Origin of the sequence: Corallococcus sp. AB032C (genome assembly GCF_003668935.1) — a bacterium.
Lineage (GTDB): Bacteria > Myxococcota > Myxococcia > Myxococcales > Myxococcaceae > Corallococcus > Corallococcus exiguus.
Genome location: NZ_RAWP01000008.1, coordinates 3,687 through 24,388 on the forward strand (window position 1 = coordinate 3,687; position 20,702 = coordinate 24,388).

The window sequence follows — 20,702 nt, forward strand, 5'->3', positions numbered from 1 at the left end:
ATGGCTTCCACCCCTGAGCAGAAGCGCGCGCGGCTGGCGGAACTGCTGCGTGAGAAGCGCCGCCCCACGTCGCGGGTGCCGGCGTCGTTCGGTCAGGAGCGCATGTGGTTCCAGGAGCGGCTGGCGCCCGGACAGGCCGGACTGAACCTGCTCTTTTCGGTGCGCCTGGAGGGCCTGCTCGATGTGCCCTCGCTGGCGGGAAGCCTGAACGAAGTGGTGCGCCGCCACTCGGTGCTGCGCACCACCTTCGTGGAACAGGACGGACGGCCATGGCAGCGCATCACGCCCGAACTCGACGTGCCCCTGCCCGTGGTGCCAGTGGCGGATGCCGCGGAGGCCTGGCGAAGATTGCACGAAGAGGCTCGCGCGCCGTTCGACCTGGAGCAGGGTCCCCTACTGCGCGCCGTGCTCTTCGCTGTCTCCCCCACCGAGCACCTGTTGCTGATCGCGCTGCACCACACCGTGTCCGACGGATGGTCCATGGGCCTGCTCGTGCACGAACTGGCCCTCATCTACGAGGCCCTGGCTTCGGGCGGGACGCCGGTGCTGCCCGCGCTGGCATTGCAGTACGCGGACTTCTCCGTGTGGCAGCGGGAGGCATTGACGGGGGAGGCGCTGGAGGCGTCGATCGACGTGTGGCGCTCGCGGCTGGATGCACGGGCAGTCCTGTCGCTGCCCACGGATCGGCCTCGCTCAGGACAGGCGGACAGGCGGGGCGCGACCGTGTCCTCGATGCTTCCCGCCGCGCTGATCCAGCGGCTCTCGACCCTGGCGGCACAGGAGGGCACCACCCTCTTCACGGTGTTGCTCGCGGGCTTCAAGGCGTTGCTCCTGCGCTACTCCGGGCAGGACGACCTCACGGTCGGAACGCCTGTCGCCGGACGCTCGCGCGCGGAGTTGGAGCCGTTGGTCGGGTTGTTCGTCAACACGCTCGCGCTGCGAACATCGCTCGCGGGGGCTCCATCGTTCCGCGCGCTCATGGGCCGCGTGCAGGCGACGTCGGTGGAGGCCTTCGCGCACCAGGACGTGCCCTTCGAGAAGCTGGTGGAGGTGCTCCAGCCTCCGCGTCACCTGGACGTACCGCCGTTCTTCCAGGTGATGTTCGTCCTGCAGAACACGCCCCTTCCGACCGTGCGCCTGCCCGGGCTGTCGCTGGACGCGCAGTGGGTGGACAGCGGCTTCGCGCAGTTCGACCTCACCCTCTTCGCCTTCGAACAGGCGGACGGCCTGCGCCTCACCGCCGAGTACCGCACCGCCCTCTTTGATGAGGTCACGATGGTGCGGCTGATGGGGCACCTGCGCGTCCTGCTGGAGAATGCAGTCTCGTGGCCGGATGCGCGCCTGTCGGAGCTGTCCCTCTTGGACACGGCAGAGCGACAGCGCGTGCTTCATGCCTGGAACGGGCCCCGGGAAGCGTTTCCTCGCGGGGTGCTGCTGCATCAGTTGGTGGAAGCGCAGGTGGCTCGCACTCCGGACGCGGTGGCCGTCACGTTTGGAGAGACGGCGCTCACCTATTCGCAGCTGGATGCCCGGGCCAACCAACTCGCGTGGCACCTGCGCTCCATGGGCGTGGGGCCGGAGGTTCGCGTCGGGCTGATGCTGGAGCGGTCGCTGGAGCTGGTGGTGGCGCTGCTCGCGACGTTGAAGGCCGGAGGGGCGTACGTTCCGCTGGATCCGGCCCTGCCCGCGCAGCGGCTCGCGTGGATGTTCGAGGACGCCCGGCCCGCCGTGGTGCTCATCCAGGAGCGGCTGGTGGCGCGGCTGCCGGCTGGGGACTCCGTGCCGGTACTCCGCCTGGATTCCCAGTGGGCGGAGGTGGATCGGCAGCCGTCCGGCGCGCCGCCTCCGGTGGCCTCCGAGGACGCGCTGACGTACGTCATCTTCACCTCTGGCAGCACTGGGCGGCCGAAGGGCGCGATGAACGCGCACGCGGGCGTCGTCAACCGGCTCCTGTGGATGCAGGGGGCGCTGCCGCTGTCACCGGGCGACGCGGTGTTGCAGAAGACGCCGTTCAGCTTCGACGTGTCCGTGTGGGAGTTCTTCCTGCCGCTGATGACGGGCGCGCGGTTGGTGGTGGCTCGGCCCGGAGGACACCAGGAGCCGGACTATCTGGCGGACCTCATCGCGCGGGAGCACATCACCGTCACGCACTTCGTGCCGTCCATGCTCCAGGCGTTCCTGGAAGCACCCGGCCTGCAGCAGTGCGCGTCGCTGCGCCAAGTTGTGTGCAGCGGTGAAGCACTGCCGCTGGAGCTGGCTGAACGGTGCCTGGCGCGGCTGCCTCGCGCGCGGCTGCACAACCTCTATGGCCCCACCGAGGCCGCGGTGGATGTCACCGCGTACGAGTGTGTCCGCGGCGCGCTGGGGCGCTCCGTGCCCATCGGGTATCCGGTGGCGAATACGGCGATCCGGCTGCTGGACGCATCGCTGCGGCCGGTGCCCCAGGGCGTTCCCGGTGAGCTGTTCATCGGGGGTGTGCAGGTGGGCCGCGGGTATCTGGGCCGCCCGGACCTGACCGCGGAGCGCTTCATCCCGGACGCGTACAGCGACTCGCCCGGGGCCCGGCTGTACCGCACGGGGGACCTCGCCCGGTGGCTGCCCGATGGCGCCATCGAGTACCTGGGCCGAACCGACTTCCAGGTGAAGGTGCGCGGGCTGCGCATTGAACTGGGCGAAATCGAGGCCGCGCTGGAGCAGCACCCCGCCGTGCGACAGGCCGTCGTCGTGGCGCTCCCGGGCGTCACGGCGAGCGACACGCGGTTGGTGGCGTATCTCGTCGGAGGGACGGACGTGGCGGGGACGGAGGCCCTTCGAGCGTTCCTCTCGGAGAGGCTCCCTGAGTACATGGTGCCCGGTGCCTTCGTCTCGCTGGAGGCCCTGCCCCTGACGTCCAGCGGAAAGGTCGACCGCAGGGCGCTGCCCGTGCCGGACATCGCCTCTGGGGTGGTTCCGGAGTACGTCGCGCCGCGCAATCCCACGGAGGAGCAGCTGGCTTCGCTCTGGGCGGATCTGCTGCGCGTGGAGCGCGTGGGCGTGCACGACGACTTCTTCGCGCTGGGAGGGCATTCGCTGCTCGCCACGCAGCTCCTGTCGCGCATCCGGGCGGCGTTGCAGGTGGAGCTGCCCCTGCGTGCGGTCTTCAAGGCGCCCACGCTCGCGGCCCTGGCTTCGGCGCTGGAGGAGGCACGAGGCGGGAGCGAGGGCCCCCAGGCGCCACCCTTGCGCCCTGTGAGCAGGGAGGGCGAGCTCGCGCTGTCCTTCGCGCAGCAGCGCCTGTGGTTCCTGGAGCAGCTTCAGCCCGGTGGCGTTGCATACAACCTGCCCGGGACCGTGCTGATCGAAGGTGCGCTCCATGTTCCCGCACTGCGGCAGGCCCTGGATGCGCTGGTCGAACGCCATGAGGTGCTGCGCACCACGTTCGCCTCCGGGGCCCACGGGCCGGTCCAGTGCATCGCGCTTCCAGGAACATGCCCGTTCGAGCTCGTGGACCTGGAGGACCTGCCGCCTCCGGGCACAAGCGAAGTCCGGCTGCGGGACTTCGTCGCCGCGCAGGCGCAGCGGCCCTTCGACCTGGCGCGAGGCCCGATCTTCCGCGCGGTACTCGTGCGGATGGATGAGACGCGGCATGTGCTGCTCGTGCTCACGCACCACATCGCTTCGGACGGCTGGTCCACGGGAGTGCTCGTGCGCGAGCTGGTCTCCCTCTACCGGGCTTTCGCTTCCGGCCAGCGTCCTTTGCTTCCGCCGCTTCCCATCCAGTACGCCGACTTCGCCTCATGGCAGCGTTCCTGGCTTCAGGGGGAGGTACTCACCTCACAGCTTGCCTGGTGGCGGGAGCAGCTCGCGGATACGCCTCCGCTCTTGATGCTTCCTACGGACCGGCAGCGCCCGGCGGCGCAGACGTTCTCAGGGGACCAGCTCGCGGTGCGGCTGTCCCGGAAACTGACGGACGGCGTGCATGCCGTGGCGAGGCAGACGGGTGCCACGCCCTTCATGGTGCTGCTGGCTGCGTACCAACTGCTGCTGTCCCGGTATGCCGGACAGGGCGACGTCAGCGTGGGCGCTCCGGTCGCGGGCCGCACACGTTCCGAGACGGAGGGGCTGATTGGATTCTTCGTCAACACGCTGGTGCTGCGTGCGCGCATCGACCCACGCGCTTCGTTCCGGACGCTGCTCGCCCAGGTGCGCGCCACGACGCTCGGCGCCTTCGAACATCAGGACGTCCCATTCGAGAAGCTGGTGGAAGAACTCCAGCCCGCACGCGACCCGAGCCATACGCCGTTCTTCCAGGTCACCCTCACCCTCCAGAACGCGCCCACCGCGGAGTGGCGGCTGCCGGACCTCACGCTGCGCGAACTGCCTCCTCCCTTCACGCCGTCGAAGTACGACTTCAGCCTCATCCTGGAAGAGTCACCGGACGGCTTCATCGGCAGCCTCCACTACAACACCGACCTCTTCGACCCGGCCTTCCTCCAGGGGTTGGTGCGGGGCTACGCCTCGTTGCTGGAAGCGCTTCCCGGACAACTGGAGGTCCCGGTGGCGCAGCTGCCGCTGATGCCCACGGAAGTACGGCGTCAGGTGCTGGAGCACTGGAGCGGCGTCTCCGCTGTCCGGGACTTCTCCGCACAGTCCATCACGGCCCGCTTCGCGGAGCAGGTCGCTCGGGCGCCGGACGCGGTGGCGCTGGTATCCGAGTCCGGAAGCCTGACGTATGAACGGCTCGATGCGCGGGCGAACCAGCTTGCCCACCACCTTCGCGCCTCTGGCATCTCCGAGGGCAGCCGCGTGGCCGTGCTGTTGCCACGCTCGCCGGACCTCATCGTCTCGCTGCTGGCGGTGCTCAAGACCGGCGCGGCCTATGTCCCCATCGACCTGAATGCTCCGCCCGAGCGCTGGTCCCTCCTGCTGGAACAGTCCGGGGCGGCGATGGTCATCACGCGGGAGGCGCTCGCGGATGAACTGCCGTCTCTGATGACGCCGCTGGTGGTGCTGGATGCGGATGCGTCCCGGCTGGCTTCGCGTCCGGAGAATGCGCCGCCGGATCCGCGCGCGACAGGGGACCGGCTGGCCTATGTCCTCTTCACCTCGGGCTCCACCGGGACGCCCAAGGGTGTCTGTGTCCCGCACCGCGCCGTGTCGCGGCTGGTGGTGGATAGCGATTTCATTCGCTTCGGCCCAGACGAGGTCTTCCTCCAGCTTGCGCCAGCCGCGTTCGATGCTTCGACGCTCGAAATCTGGGGAGCACTGCTGCATGGGGCCCGGCTCGTGCTCGCGCCTCCGGGAGAGCTGTCCCTCGCGCGCATCGCGGAGATGCTGACAGGGCACGGTGTCACCACGCTGTGGCTCACGGCGGCCCTCTTTGAACAGATGGCCGTGCACCATCCGGAGGCCCTCGCTTCCGTGGCGCAGGTGCTGGCGGGAGGCGACGTGCTCCCGGCCTCACGCGTGCGGGAACACCTGGCGCGGATGCGTCCGGGCACGATGCTGATCAATGGCTACGGGCCCACCGAGAACACCACCTTCTCCGCCACGCACCGGATGCATGCGGGCGACGTCGTGGAGACCACCGTTCCCATCGGGCGTCCGCTGCTCCACTCCACCGCCTACGTGCTGGGTCCGGCGATGCAGCCGGTCCCTCCTGGCATGCCAGGAGAGCTGTACGTCGGCGGCGAGGGACTGGCGTGGGGCTACCTCCACCAGCCCGCGCTCACCGCCGAACGCTTCGTGCCCCACCCGTTCAGCACGACCCCGGGGGCACGGCTCTACCGCACCGGCGACAGGACGCGCTGGCGCGCGGACGGCACGTTGGACTTCCTGGGGCGCACCGACTTCCAGGTGAAGCTGCGCGGCTTCCGCATCGAACCGGGTGAGGTCGAAGCGGCCCTGCGCGGACTGCCCGGCGTGCATGAAGCCGTGGCCGTGGTGCGCGAGGACGTCGCCGGAGACAAGCGGCTGGTGGCCTACGTCGTCGGAGAGTCCGTGGACGGCAGGGCCCTGCGCTCGGAGCTTCAGCAGCGACTTCCCGACTACCTGATCCCCAGCGTCTTCGTGGTGCTGGACGCCCTTCCCCTCAACGCCAACGGCAAGCTGGACCGCTCCGCCCTTCCCGCTCCCGAGGCCCCCGTGGCTTCAGCGGACACGTACGTCGCGCCTAGCGACGCGGTGGAGCAACGGCTCGCCGCCCTCTTCGCGGAGGTTCTGCACGTTCCTCGCGTGGGCATCCACGATGACTTCTTCGACCTGGGGGGCCACTCCCTGCTGGCCACGCAGGTGGTGTCGCGCGTGCGCTCGACCCTGGGCGTGGAGCTGCCCCTGGGCGACCTCTTCGCGGCGCCCACGGTGGAGACGCTCGCGGTCCGTGTGGAGGCACTGCGCTCGCGGGAGGACACCCGGCCGAGGACGCCACTGCTCGTAGCCGTGCCGCGCTCCGGTCCCGTGCCGCTGTCCTACGCGCAGCAGCGGTTGTGGTTCCTGGATCAACTCCAGCCCGGCAGCGCCTTCTACAACGTGCCCGGCATCCTGGTCCTCGATGGCGCGCTGGATGCCTCGGCGCTGGAGCGGTCCCTCCAGGCCCTGGGGTGCAGACATGAAGTCCTGCGCACCACGTTCGTGTCCGGTGGGGACTCGCCGGTCCAGCGCCTCAATCCCGAAGCGACGCTGACGCTGTCCATCGTCTCGCTGGAGTCCACCCCCGAGGACCACCGTGAAGCCGAGGCGCACCGTCACGCAGCCTCGGAGGCCGCGCGGCCCTTCAACCTGGGCACCGGGCCGCTCGTGCGCGCTGTGTTGCTGCGGCTGGATTCACGGCGTCACTGGTTGCTGCTCACGCTGCACCACATCGTCTCCGACGGTTGGTCCATTGGCGTCTTCGCTCGCGAACTGGGCGCGCTGTACAAGGCCTTCGCTTCCGGTCAATCCCCGGCGCTGTCTCCCCTTCCGCTCCAGTACGCGGACTTCGCCCTCTGGCAGCGCTCGTGGCTCCAGGGAGACGTGCTCCAGGCGGAGCTGGAGTGGTGGCGAGGGCAGCTCGACGGCGCGCCCACCGCTCTGGAACTGCCCACCGACCGGCCTCGCCCCGTCGCACAGTCGTTCCGGGGAGCGTCGCTTCCCGTGGCGCTGTCCCCTGACGTTTCCAACGCGGTGAAAGCGCTGGCGGCCCGGGAAGGCTCAACGCCGTTCATGGTGCTGCTCGCGGGCTTCCAGTTGCTGTTGTCTCGCTACACGGGCCAGGACGACGTGCTCGTGGGCTCCGCCGTCGCCAACCGCAACCGCGCGGAGACGGAGGGCCTCATCGGCTTCTTCGTGAACACGCTGGTGTTGCGTGCTCGCATCAATCCGCGGACCTCGTTCCGGACGCTGCTGGCCCAGGTGAAGGCGACGACGCTCGCGGCGTACGCGCACCAGGACCTGCCCTTCGAGAAGCAGGTGGAGGGCATGCAGGGCGCTCGGGACCTGAGCCGGTCTCCGCTGTTCCAGGTGGCGTTCACGTTCCAGAACGCGCCCGTGGACGCGCTGGACCTTCCTGGCCTCCGTCTGGAGCTGCGTGGCGGGGAGATCACCACCGCGAAGTTCGACCTGGACTTCAGCCTCCAGGAACGGGACGGCGCGTTCAGCGGCGACCTGAACTTCAGCACCGACCTCTTCGCCCCCGCCACCGTCGCCCGGATGATGGCGCACTTCCAGGCGCTGCTCGGCGCGCTCACGGCCCGCCCCGATGTGCCCGTGCGGGAGCATTCGCTGCTCGACGCCGAGGAACGCCAGCGCGTGCTCGTGGACTGGAACGCCACGCAGCGTCCGCTCGCGCCCCACACCGTGCCGGAGCTGTTCGCGGCACAGGTGCTCCGTGCACCGGAGGCCGTCGCGGTCCAGCACGAAGGCCAGGTGCTCACCTACTCGGCGCTGGCGGAACGTGCGCGGCGGCTGGCCATGCGCCTGCGCGCCTTCGGACTCCCTCCAGAGGCACGGGTCGCGCTGTGCGTGGAGCGGGGGCTGGAGCTGGTGGTGGGGATGCTCGGCATCCTGGAGGCGGGCGGTTGCTACGTGCCCATGGACCCCGCCTATCCGCGCTCCCGCCTCGCGTTCATGTTCGAGGACGCGGGCATCTCCGCGGTGGTGGGCCAGCGGGACCTGCTGGGCGCCCTTCCGGAACACTCCCTGCCCATGGTGTGCCTGGAGCCGGACGCGGAGGAATCCGACGAGAAACCTGCGCCCGCTTCCTCGGACGTCACGGTGCGGCCGGGGCAACTGGCCTACGTGCTCTACACGTCGGGCTCCACGGGCACTCCCAAGGGCGTGGGCATCACGCACCAGTCCATCGTGCACCTGGTGCGGGACACGAACTCCGTCCAGCTCGGGCCGGACGACTGCATGGTGCAGGCGGGCACACCGTCGTTCGACCTGGCCACCTTCGAGGTCTGGGGCGCGCTGCTCAATGGCGCGCGGCTCGTCATCCTGCCGCGTGAAGTGACGCTGGCTCCGGCGGAACTGGCTCGCTCGCTGCGAGAGGTGGGCGCCACCACGGCCCTGTTCGCCACGGCCCTGTTCCACACGGTGGCGCGCGAAGTCCCTGCTGCCTTCGCCACGATGCGCACGGTCATGTACGCCGGTGAGGCGGCGAACGCGGATGCGGCTCGCGCGGTGCTGCGCGCGGGGCCTCCGGGCCGGCTGGTGAACCTGTACGGCCCCACGGAGACGACCGTGGGCGTCACCACGCACGACATCGTGGACCTGCCGGAGCACGCGACGTCGGTGCCCATCGGCCGGCCGATGACGCGCGTCCAGACGTACGTGCTGGATGCGCACGGGCAGCCCGTGCCCGTGGGCGTTCCGGGCGAGCTGTACCTGGGCGGCGACGGCCTGGCCCGGGGCTACCTGGGGCGCCCCGAGCTGACCGCGGAGCGCTTCGTGCCTTCACCGTGGGGCGACGTGCCCGGTGCTCGGCTGTACCGCACGGGCGACCGGGTGCGCTGGCTCGCGGACGGGACGCTGGACTTCCTGGGCCGCATGGACACGCAGGTGAAGCTGCGCGGCTTCCGCATCGAGCTGAGCGAGGTGGAGGCCATTCTCCGGCAACACCCCTCGGTGAAGGCCGCGGTGGCGGGAGTGCTCGAGGATCGCCTCGTGGCGTGGTTCGTGCCGGGCTCGCCGGTGGAGGCAACGGCCTTGCGCGCCTTCGTCTCCGAACGACTGCCCGCGCCCCTGGTGCCCTCCGCGTTCGTGTCGCTGGACGCCCTGCCGCTCACGCCCGTAGGCAAGGTGGACCGCAAGGCGCTGCCCGCTCCGGATGCGCGCTCGGTCGCTGGCGGGGCCGTGACTCTGGAGCGGATGACGCTCTTCCAGCAGCGCATCGCCACCCTGTTCCAGGAGCTGCTCCGCCTGGAGTCGGTGGGACTGCACGATGACTTCTTCGTCATCGGGGGGCATTCACTGCTGGCCACGCAGCTCGTCTCGCGGCTGCGTTCGACCTTCGGCGTGGAGCTGCCGCTGCGAGCCCTCTTCGAGGCACCCACCGTCGCCCGGCTCACGGAACGGGTGGAGGCCTGGCTCCTCTCGCGTGTCGAGGGGCCGCGCATCCCGGCACTCGTCGCCACGTCGCGGGACCGGGACCTGCCGGTGTCCTACGCACAGCAGCGGCTGTGGGTGGTGGAGCAGCTCCGTCCGGGCGGCAACCACTACACCATCGCCACCGCGCTGCGGCTGGACGGGGCGCTGGACGTGGAGGCGCTGCGCCGCGCCCTGGAGATCGTCGTCTCCCGGCATGAGGCCCTGCGCACCACGTTCGCGATGAAGGAGGGTCAGCCCGTCCAGCACGTGCACCCGGCGGGTGCATGGGAGCTGCCGGTCACCGACCTGCCCCCCATGCCCCGCGCGTCCCGCGAAGCCGAGGCCCAGCGGCGCTCCGTGGAAGAGGCCGCGCTTCCCTTCGACCTGGGACGGGGACCGGTGCTGCGCACGCGGCTGCTCCGCCTGGATGCTCGGGAGCACCTGTTGCTCCTGTGCATGCACCACATCGTCTCCGACGGCTGGTCACTGGGCGTGCTCGTCCGCGAGGTGGCCGGCGCCTACGAGTCCTTCGCTTCAGGCCGGACACCGGTGTTGCCTGCGCTGCCGGTACAGCCCGCGGACTTCGCCGTGTGGCAGCGCTCCTGGCTCCATGGCGACGTGCTGGTGCGGCAGGTGTCGTGGTGGAAGCAGCACCTCGCCGGGGCTCCCCAGGTGCTGGAGCTGCCCACGGACAAGGCGCGTCCGCCGCTCCAGTCCACGAAGGGGGCACTGCTTCCCGTGCACCTTCCTTCTGCGGGCGTGGAGCGGTTGGTGGCATTGGGCCGCTCGGAAGGCGCGACGCCGTACATGGCACTGCTCGCGGTGTGGCAGGTGCTGCTGTCGCGGTACTCGCGGCAGGAGGAACTGCTGGTGGGATCGCCCATCGCGGGCCGCGACCGCGCGGAGCTGGAGGGGCTGGTCGGCTTCTTCGTGAACACGCTGGTGCTGCGCGGGCGCGTGCGTCCGGGGGACTCGTTCCGGACGCTGCTCTCCCAGGTCCGGGCCACGGCGCTCGCCGCCTTCGAACATCAGGACCTGCCGTTCGAGAAGCTGGTGGAGGAGTTGCACGTGGCTCGCGACCTGAGCCGCAACCCGCTGGTGCAGGCGGTGTTCGCGCTCCAGAACGCGCCCACCGGCGAGTTGAAGGCGCCGGGGCTCACACTGCGGCCCGTGCCGGTGGACAACGCCACGGCCCGCTTCGATCTGGGCCTGTTGCTGCATGAGGCTCCGGACGGACTGCGCGGCGTCATCGAATACAGCACGGACCTCTTCGAGCGTTCGACCGTGGAACGGCTGGCCGGACACCTGCGCACGTTGCTGGATGCCGTCATCGCCGCTCCGGACGACCCCCTGGCCCAGGTGGAATGGATCACCCCCGAGGAGCGCCAGCAGGTGCTCACCGCGTGGAACGACACCGGCGTGGACTACCCGCGTGAGTCGAACCTCGTGGAACGCTTCGCGCTCCAGGTCGCGCAGCGTCCGGAGGCCATCGCGTTGGAATCGGGTGACGCGCGGCTGACGTATTCGCGGCTCGATGCTCGGGCGAATGCGCTGGCCTGGGTGCTGCGCTCGCAGGGCGTGGGGCCGGATGCGCTGGTGGCGGTGTGCCTGGAGCGCTCCGTGGAGCTGGTCGTCACGCTCCTGGCCATCCTCAAGGCGGGCGGGGCCTATGTCCCCCTGGATGCCGCGTATCCCGCGCGTCGCCTGGCCCTCATGCTGGAGGACGCGCCACCCCGACTGCTCGTCACCACCCGAGCGCTGCGGGCTTCGCTGCCGGTCGCGGAGGATGTGCCGTGCGTCTTCGTGGAGGAGACTCGCTTGGAGGAACAGCCCTCCGCGGCTCCGGATGTGGCGCTCTCCTCGCGGAACCTCGCGTATGTGGACTTCACCTCCGGAAGCACCGGCCGCCCCAAGGGCGTCGCCGTGGAGCACCGGGGCGTGCTGCGGCTCCTCCACGGTGCACCCTGGGCCCGGTTCACTCCGGACGAGACGTTCCTGCTGATGGCGCCGCTGTCCTTCGACGCGTCGACGTTGGAGCTGTGGGGCCCGCTGTTGTCCGGCGGCAGGCTCGTGGTCTTCCCGCCGCAGCCGCCCACGGACCTGGAGCTGCTGGGCCAGGTCATCCGCCGCCACGGCGTCACGTCGCTCTACCTGTCCGCGGGATTGTTCGCGCAGGTGGTGGATGTGAAGCAGGAGGTGCTGCGCGGATTGCGACAGCTCTTCGTCGGCGGGGACGTCCTGTCCCCCACGCACGCGCGCCGCGTGGTGGAGACGCTGGGCCTCCCGGTGGTCAACGGCTACGGCCCCACCGAGGCCACCGTCTTCACCTGCTGCCTCCGCATGGAGCGGCCCGACGACGTCCCGGCCGAGGCGATTCCCATCGGGCCTCCGCTGCCGAACACGCGGACGTTCGTGGTGGACGGCTCGCTGCGGCCGGTGCCCGTGGGCGTTCCGGGTGAACTGCTCATCGGCGGGGACGGGCTCGCGCGGGGCTACCTCTCCCGCCCGGACCTCACCGCCGAGCGCTTCATCCCCCACCCCTTCGCCACCCTGCCCGGAGAGCGCGTGTACCGCACGGGAGACCGGGTGCGCTGGCGCGCGGACGGGAGCCTGGAGTTCCTGGGCCGCATCGACACCCAGGTGAAGGTGCGCGGCTACCGCATCGAGTTGTCCGAGGTCGAAGCCGCCCTCCGCGACTGGCCCGCCCTCACCGACGCGGCCGTGCTCGTGCGCGAGGACGTGCCCGGCGACAAGCGGCTCGTGGCCTACGTGGTGGCCGGTGCGCTGGACGTCCAGGCACTGCGCGAACACCTGCGACAGCGGCTGCCCGAGTACATGCTCCCGGCCGCGTTCGTCCCGCTGCCCGTGCTGCCCCTCACCGCCTCCGGAAAGCTGGACCGAAAGGCCCTGCCCGCGCCGGACGTCGCGGCGAGTGCTCGCAAGGGGCGGTTCGTGGAGCCCGCGGATCCGCTGGAGGAACAGCTCGCCGCCATCTGGGCGCGGGAGCTGGGCGCCCGGAGCGTGGGCGTCCACGACCACTTCTTCGAGGACCTGGGCGGCACGTCGCTCACCGTGGTCCGCGTCGCCAGCCGGTTGCACGAGGCGCTCCAGCGCGACGTGCCCGTGGTCTGGCTGTTCGAACACCCCACGGTCCACGGACTGGCCCGGCGACTGGAGCGCGAGGGACTGCCCGCGCGTCCCGTGCCCACGCCCGATCCGACGTCCGTGCTCACGCCTTCCGCGTCACCCGCGGGGCCCTCCATGCCCGCTCCATCCGCACCCGTCTCCGCGCCGGAGAAGACGGCAGCGCTGCCGTCGAACGCCATCGCCATCGTCGGCATGTCCGGGCGCTTCCCAGGCGCTGAGTCGGTGGAGGAGTTCTGGCGCAACCTGCGTGAAGGCGTGGAGTCCATCTCCCGCTTCACTCCCGAGGAACTGGAGCCGATGCCCGGCCTGCCTCCGGGCGTGTCGCTGACACAGCATCCGGGGTTCGTGCCCGCGCAGGGTGTGCTCTCGGACATCGACCAGTTCGATCCCGCGTTCTTCGACATGTCCCTGCGCGAGGCGCAGTGGACCGACCCACAGCAGCGGATGTTCCTCCAGTGTGCGTGGGCGGCGCTGGAGGACGCGGGCATCGACCCCGCGCGCTTCCCGGGCGTCATCTCCCTCTTCGCGGGCGCGAACGAATCCGGCTACGCGAACGAGGTGCAGCGGCACCTGCCGTTGGACTCGGCGGCGTTCTTCGAGCTGTACGGCACCGCGACCTACCAGAGCCTGCCGACGAAGGTGTCCTACAAGCTGGGGCTCACTGGCGAGAGCATGCTCGTGTACACGGCGTGCTCCACGGGGCTCGTGGCGGTGCACGTCGCGTGTCAGAACCTGTTGTCCGGCCTGTCGGACGTGGCGCTCGCGGGCGCGACGCGGCTGTCGGTGCCGCAGCGCACCGGCTACGTGCACCAGGAGGGGATGATCTACTCCCCGGACGGCCACTGCCGCGCCTTCGATGCGAAGGGCAAGGGCACCGTCTCCGGCAGCGGCGTGGCGGCCGTGGTGCTCAAGCGGCTGGAGGACGCGGTCCGCGACGGCGACCCCATCCACGCCGTCATCCGAGCCACCGCCGTCAACAATGACGGGCGCGACAAGTCCGGCTTCACGGCGCCCAGCGTACAGGGCCAGGCGACCGTCATCACGCAGGCGCTGCGCCGTTCGGGCGTGACGGCGACGGACATCGGCTACGTGGAGGCGCACGGGACGGCGACACCGCTGGGCGACCCCATCGAGGTCGCGGCGCTCCAGCGCGCCTACGGCCTGGGGCCCGAGCACCGGGGCACCATCCCTCTGGCGTCGCTCAAGACGAACGTGGGCCATCTGGACACGGTGGCGGGGCTCGCGGGGCTCATCAAGGTCGCGCTGTCGCTGCGCGAGGAGGAGATTCCCCCCAGCCTCCACTTCGAGTCTCCGAACCCGCGGATCGACTTCGACGCGGGACCGTTTTTCGTCAACACGCGCCTGCGGCCCTGGCCTCGGAGGAAGACGCCACGGCGCGCGGCGGTGAGCTCGTTTGGCGTGGGCGGGACGAATGCGCACGCAGTGCTGGAGGAGGCGCCCGTCGTCAGGAGCGGGCCCACGACGCGCTCGCACCAGCTGTTCGTGCTGTCGGCGCGCTCGCCGGAGTCCCTGGAGGCGGGAGCGCTGGCGCTGGCGTCGCACGTGCTGGCGGACCGGTCTCCGGAGGCGCTGGAGGCTGCATCGTTGAAGCTGGCGGATCAGGTCCTGTCCGCGCGTTCGCCGGAAGCATTGGAGGCAGCGGCGAAGCAGCTGGCATTGCGGGTGTTGTTGGCGCGCTCGCCGGAGTCGCTGGAGGCGTTGTCGGCGCGGTTCGCCGTGGAGGCCGTGGGGGCTGGAGGGGCGTTCGCGGACGCCGCGTACACACAGGCGGTGGGGCGCCGGGCCTTCGAGTACCGGAGAGCGGTGGTCGCTCGGGACGCGGCGGACCTGGCGAAGCAGCTTCGCAAGACGGCCACGCCCACACGCTTGAAGGACGTGGAGGGCGCGCGCCGCAAGCGGGTGGCGTTCGTCTTCTCCGGACAGGGCTCGCAGCAGGTGGGCATGGGCCGGGAGCTGGATGCATCCGTGCCCGCGTTCCGCGCGCAGGTGGATGCGTGCCTGGCGCTGCTGGATGTGCCACTGCGTTCGCGGGTGGAAACGCTGCTGCGTCCAGGACCGGGCCAGGAGGCTGAGGCATCCGCGATGCTCTCCGACACGCGGGTCGCGCTGCCGGCCCTGTTCACGGTGCAGGTGGCGCTGGCTCGGCTGTGGCAGGCGTGGGGCATCGTTCCTCATGCCGTGCTGGGCCACAGCTTCGGTGAGTACGCCGCAGCGTGTGTCGCGGGCGTGCTCTCGCTGCCGGATGCGCTGCGGCTGGCCGTGGTCCGAGGGGAGCTGATGCATCGGTTGCCTCCGGGCGCGATGCTCGGCGTGGCACTGCCGGCGGCGGAGGTCCAGCCGCTGCTGTCCGGACGGTTGACGCTCGCGGCGATCAACGCGCCGGACCGGTGTGTCGTCTCCGGCCCTGTGGACGAGGTGGAGCGCATCCAGGCGGTGTTGCAGCAGCGCAAGGCGGGCGCGGTGCGCATGCCGTCCGGGCATGCCTTCCACTCGGCGGACGTGGAGCCGTTGATGGCGGAGCTGGCGCGCGCGGTGGGTGCGCTCCAGCGGAACGAGCCTTCCGTGCGGTACGTCTCCAGTCTCACGGGGGCGCTGGCGCGCCCGGGCGAGCTCGCCGCGCCGGAGTACTGGGCCACGCAGATGCGTCAGCCCGTGCGCTTCACGGACGCGGTGGGGGCCCTGCTGGAGGAAGGGTGCAGCGTGCTGCTGGAGGTGGGGCCCGGCCAGGACCTCACCCCGCTGATCCGCGCGTGCCTGGGTGAGGATCGGGAGCGCGTGAAGGCGCTCGCGTCGCTGCGCCGGGGCGGTGCGACGACGGAGCAGTCGGGGTTGCTCCAGTGCGTGGGCGAACTGTGGATGCAGGGCCTGGAGTTGGACTGGACCGCGTTCTACGCCCACGAGCAGCGCCGCCGCGTGCACCTGCCGACGTACAGGTTCCTGCGCAAGCGTTGCTGGGTGGGGCCTCGCGGTCAGGACGGCGCGGCCGTCGAGGCGGGAGCTACGGGACAGGACGTGACGCCTGCGCCAGGGGTGACCGCGTCCGCACCTCGCACGAATGCGGTCGGAGGACTCCCTCCGGGCTCCGCACCGCTCGTCCGTACGCATGCGACGGCGGGCCAGTCCGATACGTCCGCGATGGCCCTGCCAACGCAGGCACAGGTGACCGCCTCAACCGGCACGATCACGTCGTCCCCGGCCTCGCGCGCTCCGTCCACGAGCACTCACGCAGACACACTAGCGTCGTCCCCGGCTTCGCTCGCTCCGCCCACGAGCGCTCACACGGGCACGCTCGCGTCGTCACAGGTTTCGCGCGCTCACGTCGACATGCCAGGTCTGTCCTCCGCTGCGCCCACGAGCACGAGCTCAGCAGGGGCGCCGCCGACCGAGGAACGCCCTGCCCTCCCAGTTCCAGGGGCCCGTGAGGACGCGCCTCGCGGTGACGTGGAGGTCCGCGTCGCCACGCTGTGGCGTCAGCGCCTGGGCGTGGACTTCGTCGGACGCGACGACAACTTCCTGGAGCTGGGCGGCAACTCGCTGATGGCCGCGCAGTTGCTCAATCAGCTCCGCGACACCTTCCACGTCCAGGTGCCGCTGGCGGCCCTCTTCGAAGCGCCCACCGTCGCGGGGCTCGCATCCCGCATCGATCCGCTGCTCCAACAGGCTCCCGCCCGGGAGCCCACGCGCGAACTGCCGCTCGTGCCCCGCTCCCGGACGGAGCCACTGCCCCTGTCCTTCGTGCAGGAGCGCGTCTGGCGCCTGGAGCAGCACCTCCCCGGCCTGTCCGCGTACACCATCCCCTTCGTCCTGCGCCTGGAAAGCCCCGCCGACGCCGCCATCCTGGAGCGGGCCATCCAGGAGGTCGTCCAGCGCCACGAAGCGCTGCGCACCACCTACGACGCCGTGGATGGCCGACCCGTTCAGCGCTTCCATCCCCACGTGCGAATCCCGCTTCCCATCGTGGAAGTGGAAGGCTCGCCCGGAGAACGCGAGGAGGCCGCGCTCCGCATCGCCCGCGAGGACGCCGCGCGCCCCTTCGATCTGGTGCGAGGCCCCGTGCTGCGCACCACGCTCGTGCGCCTGCGTGCGGACCTGCACCTGCTGGTCTGCGCCATCCATCACATCGTCTGCGACACGCTCTCCACGTCCCTCTTCCTCCAGGAGGTGGGTCAGCTCTATGCCGCCTTCCTCCAGGGCCGGCCATCCCCGTTGGCGCCCCTGCCCGTGCAGTACGCGGACTTCGGCGCGTGGCAGCGGCAGTCGCTCGCCGAGGCGCACTTCCCCGAACAGGAGCAGTGGTGGCGTCAGCGCCTGGCAGGCATGCCGAAGCAGCTCGGCATCCCCACGGACCGGCCCCTGCCCGCGAGCTGCCCGCTCACCTCCGAGCGCATGGTGCTGGACTTCCCGCCAGAGCTCGCCGAGGCGCTCGTCGCCTTCGGACGCAACGAGGGCTTCACGTCGTACATGACGGTGCTCGCCGCGTGGAACGCGCTCCTGCACCGCTACACCGGGCAGGCGGACCTCATCGTCGGCACGCCCATCGGCAACCGCACGAGGCCGGAGCTGCTGCCGCTCATCGGCTACGTGGCGCACTCGGCCGCGTTCCGCACCCACGTGGGGGATGACCCGAGCTTCCGCGAACTCCTGCACCGCGTGCGACACGAGGTCACCGACGTGCAGTCGCGGCCGGACGTGCCTTTCGAAATGCTCGTCGAACAGCTCGTCCCCGGGCGCGACATCGGCCGGGAGCGCATGACGGACACGGTGTTCGTCTACCACTCGAACCTGGAGATGGGCGGCGACGCGCTGGCGGCTGTCGGAGCGAAGGGCACCTTCATCGAAGTGCCGGGCACGCCCGTGCAGTGGGGCGCCACGCTGTCGGACCTGACGCTCATCCTGACCGAGGAACCCGGCCGCATTCACGGCGCGCTGGAATACGCGACGGAGCTGTTCGACGCCTCCACCGCACGGCGGATACTGCGGCACCTCCAGGTGTTGCTCGGAGCGGCACTGGCCCGGCCCGAGCAGGCCCTCTCCCGCCTGCCGCTGGCCACCGACGCAGAGCGGAGCGCATGGCCCATTCCCCCGCCCGTCACGCAGGCCCCCGTCCTGCCCGCACGGCTGCGCGAACACGCGCTGCGGCAGCCGGACGCCGTCGCCGTGGAGCAGGCCGGGCGAACCTGGACCTGGCGGGAGCTGGCCTCCCGCGCGAGAAAGCTCGCGTCGAGGCTGCGGGAGCAAGGACTCCGGCCGGGAGAACCCGTGGCGCTCTGCCTGCGTGCGTCGCCGGAGAAGCTGGCCGCGCTGTGGGGTGTCCTGGAGGCAGGTGGTGCGCCGGTGGCGCTCGGGCCCACGGATCTGGACTCGCTGGCCGTCTATGCCGTGGAAGGCAGTGTCGTGCCCCGGCTCATCACCTGGCGCGGGCTCTTCACTTCAACACGCCTGGAATCCTCACGCGTCCTGCACGTCGAAGAGGTGCTGGGAGACGCGTCGCCGTTGACGGTGACGGAGGCGCTGCCGCTTCCCTCGCCAGAGTCCCTGGCGTGGCTCCTTCCCATGGGTGCGGGCCAGCCCGCGTGGGCGTTGAGTCACACGTCGCTCACGGGCTTCTTCGCGGGCCTGGATGCACGGCTGCGTCCGGCGCCGGGCACCACCTGGCTCGCCGCCTCCGAACCCGCTCCCGAGAAGCCCGAGCTGGAAGCCCTCTGGGCCCTATCTCGCGGTCTGCGTGTGCTGTTCCCCTCCGAGGCCACCACATCGCGCCGGGGCTCATCGGACGAGGCGGCATCGCGTCCGCTTCAGCTCAGCCTGTCGTACTTCGCCAATGACGAGGACTCGCTCACCGGGCCCAAGTACGAACTGCTGATGGAGGGCGCGAAGTTCGCGGACGCGAATGGCTTCTCCGCCATCTGGACGCCCGAGCGGCACTTCCACTCCTTCGGCGGCATCTACCCGCAGCCGGCGGTGGTCTCCGCCGCGCTCGCGTCCGTCACGAAGCACCTGCGCCTGCGCTCCGGCAGCGTGGTGTTGCCACTGCATGATCCGCTGCTCATCGCGGAGCAGTGGGCCGTGGTGGACAACCTGTCGCAGGGCCGGGTCGACGTGTCGGTGGCGACGGGCTGGCACGTGCAGGACTTCATCTTCGCGCCTGGGAACTACGCCGACCGGCGCAACATCCTGCTGCGCCACCTGGAGACGCTGCGAGGCCTGTGGCGGGGAGACCGGCTGCGGCGTCCGGGCGGCAACGGCGTCACCGTGGAGGTGGGCCTGCGCCCGAAGCCGGTGCAGCGCGAGCTGCCCGTATGGCTCACCGCCACCGCGAACCCGGAGACGTTCCGGCTCGCGGGTGAACTGGGCGCGGGCGTGCTCACGGGCCTCTTCGCCCACTCGCTGGAGGAGCTGAAGCCGAAGGTGTCCCTCTACCGCGAGGCGTGGCGCCGCAACGGGCACCCGGGCCGGGGACACATCACCTGCATGCTGCACACGTACCTGGGTGACGACGAGGCGGAAGTCCTCCGGCAGGTGCGCAAGCCGCTGCTGGCGTACTTCCGGAGCTCGGCGGACATCACCACGTCGCTGCTCGCCGCGCAGGGGTATCAGGGGGAGATCGCCAAGGTGTCCCGCGAGGACATCGACGCGCTGCTGGAGCACACCTTCGAGCACCACGCGAAGGGCACCGGCCTCATCGGCACGGTGGAGAGTGGCATCCAGCGGCTGCGCGAAGTGCGGGCCTCGGATGTGGACGAGGTGACGTGCCTCATCGACTTCGGCCTGGAGACTCCTATCGTCCTGGAAGGGCTCAAGCGCCTGGCCACGGCACGCGAGGCCGTGGCCGCCGATGCGGCGTCACACTCGCGGCGCGTGCACGGCGAGCAGGAGACGGATGCCGAGGAGTTGCTGTCCCTGGCGAAGCAGTCGGGCGCGGTGCTGGTGAATACCACGGCACGGCTGGCCCGAGCGTTGACGGACCTTCCGGGAGCGCGCGAGGCCCTGGCACCCGTGGGGGCCTGGGTCCTGGAGAACGCATCCGCGGAGCTGGCGGCCGCGGTCCAACGGACGGCGGGTGGCGACGTGCTGCTCGCGGGGGAGGCCCGGGATGGAGGCCTGCTGCCGCGTGCACCGGAGGAGAAGCTGCCTCCGGGCCTGGACGTCTGGGTGCTGGACGCGGCCGGGGCGCCCGTGCCCGCGGGCGTCGTCGGAGAGCTGGCCCTGTCGGGAGCGGGCCTGCCTGCCGCCCTTTGGAGGGCGACAGGTGAGGCGCCGGGCCGGTTGGTGCCACATCCGCGGAGTGGATCCACGTGCCTCTACCGCACCGGCCGTCCTGTGCGCCTGCGCGCGGATGGTCGTGTCGAAGCCGTGAACCTCCCCGCCTTCAAGCTGCCCGCACCGCGCCCCGCGTCTCCTGCCGCCCCGAGCGCTTTGGCCGCGACAATGCACGCGGAGACGCCCAGCGCACCCGGTGCCCTCCAGACGATCCCGCGCGCGCCGCGCGACCGGCCGTTGCCGCTGTCGTTCGCGCAGCAGCGCCTCTGGTACCTCCAGGAGCTGGAGCCGGAGAGCACCGCCTACAACAACGCGATCATCTTCCGGCTCACGGGGGCGCTGGATGTCACCGCGCTCCAGACGGCGCTCCACTCGCTCGTGGAACGCCATGAGGTCCTGCGCACCACCTACGCATTGAGCGACACCGGGGCCGTGCAGGTCGTCCACGCGACCGGCACCCTGCCCCTGGAGACGGAGGATGTTCCCGGCGACACGGCCGATGCGCGAGAGGCCGCGATGCTTCGCCGCTGCCAGGCGTACACCGCGACGCCCTTCCGTTTAACCACGGGCCCCGTGGCCCGCGCACTGCTGCTGCGGCTGGCTCCGGACACGCACGTCCTGCACCTGCTCCTGCACCACGTCGTCTCTGACGCCTGGTGCGCCCTGGTCCTCAGCCGTGAGCTGCCGGTCCTCTACGCCTGCGCCAGCGCGGGTGTTCCCTCCGTCCTGCC

General features: G+C 70.8%; 1 protein-coding gene (only partly in view). It reads left to right on the top strand.

The window, feature by feature from the left end; translation table 11 throughout:
- Positions 1-20,702, top strand: the 5' portion of a protein-coding gene (locus D7X99_RS04910; protein WP_121776707.1) for a non-ribosomal peptide synthase/polyketide synthase. Its footprint extends 11,557 nt past the window's final position; only the first 20,702 of its 32,259 coding nucleotides appear in the window; the start codon lies at positions 1-3; the stop codon falls past the right edge of the window.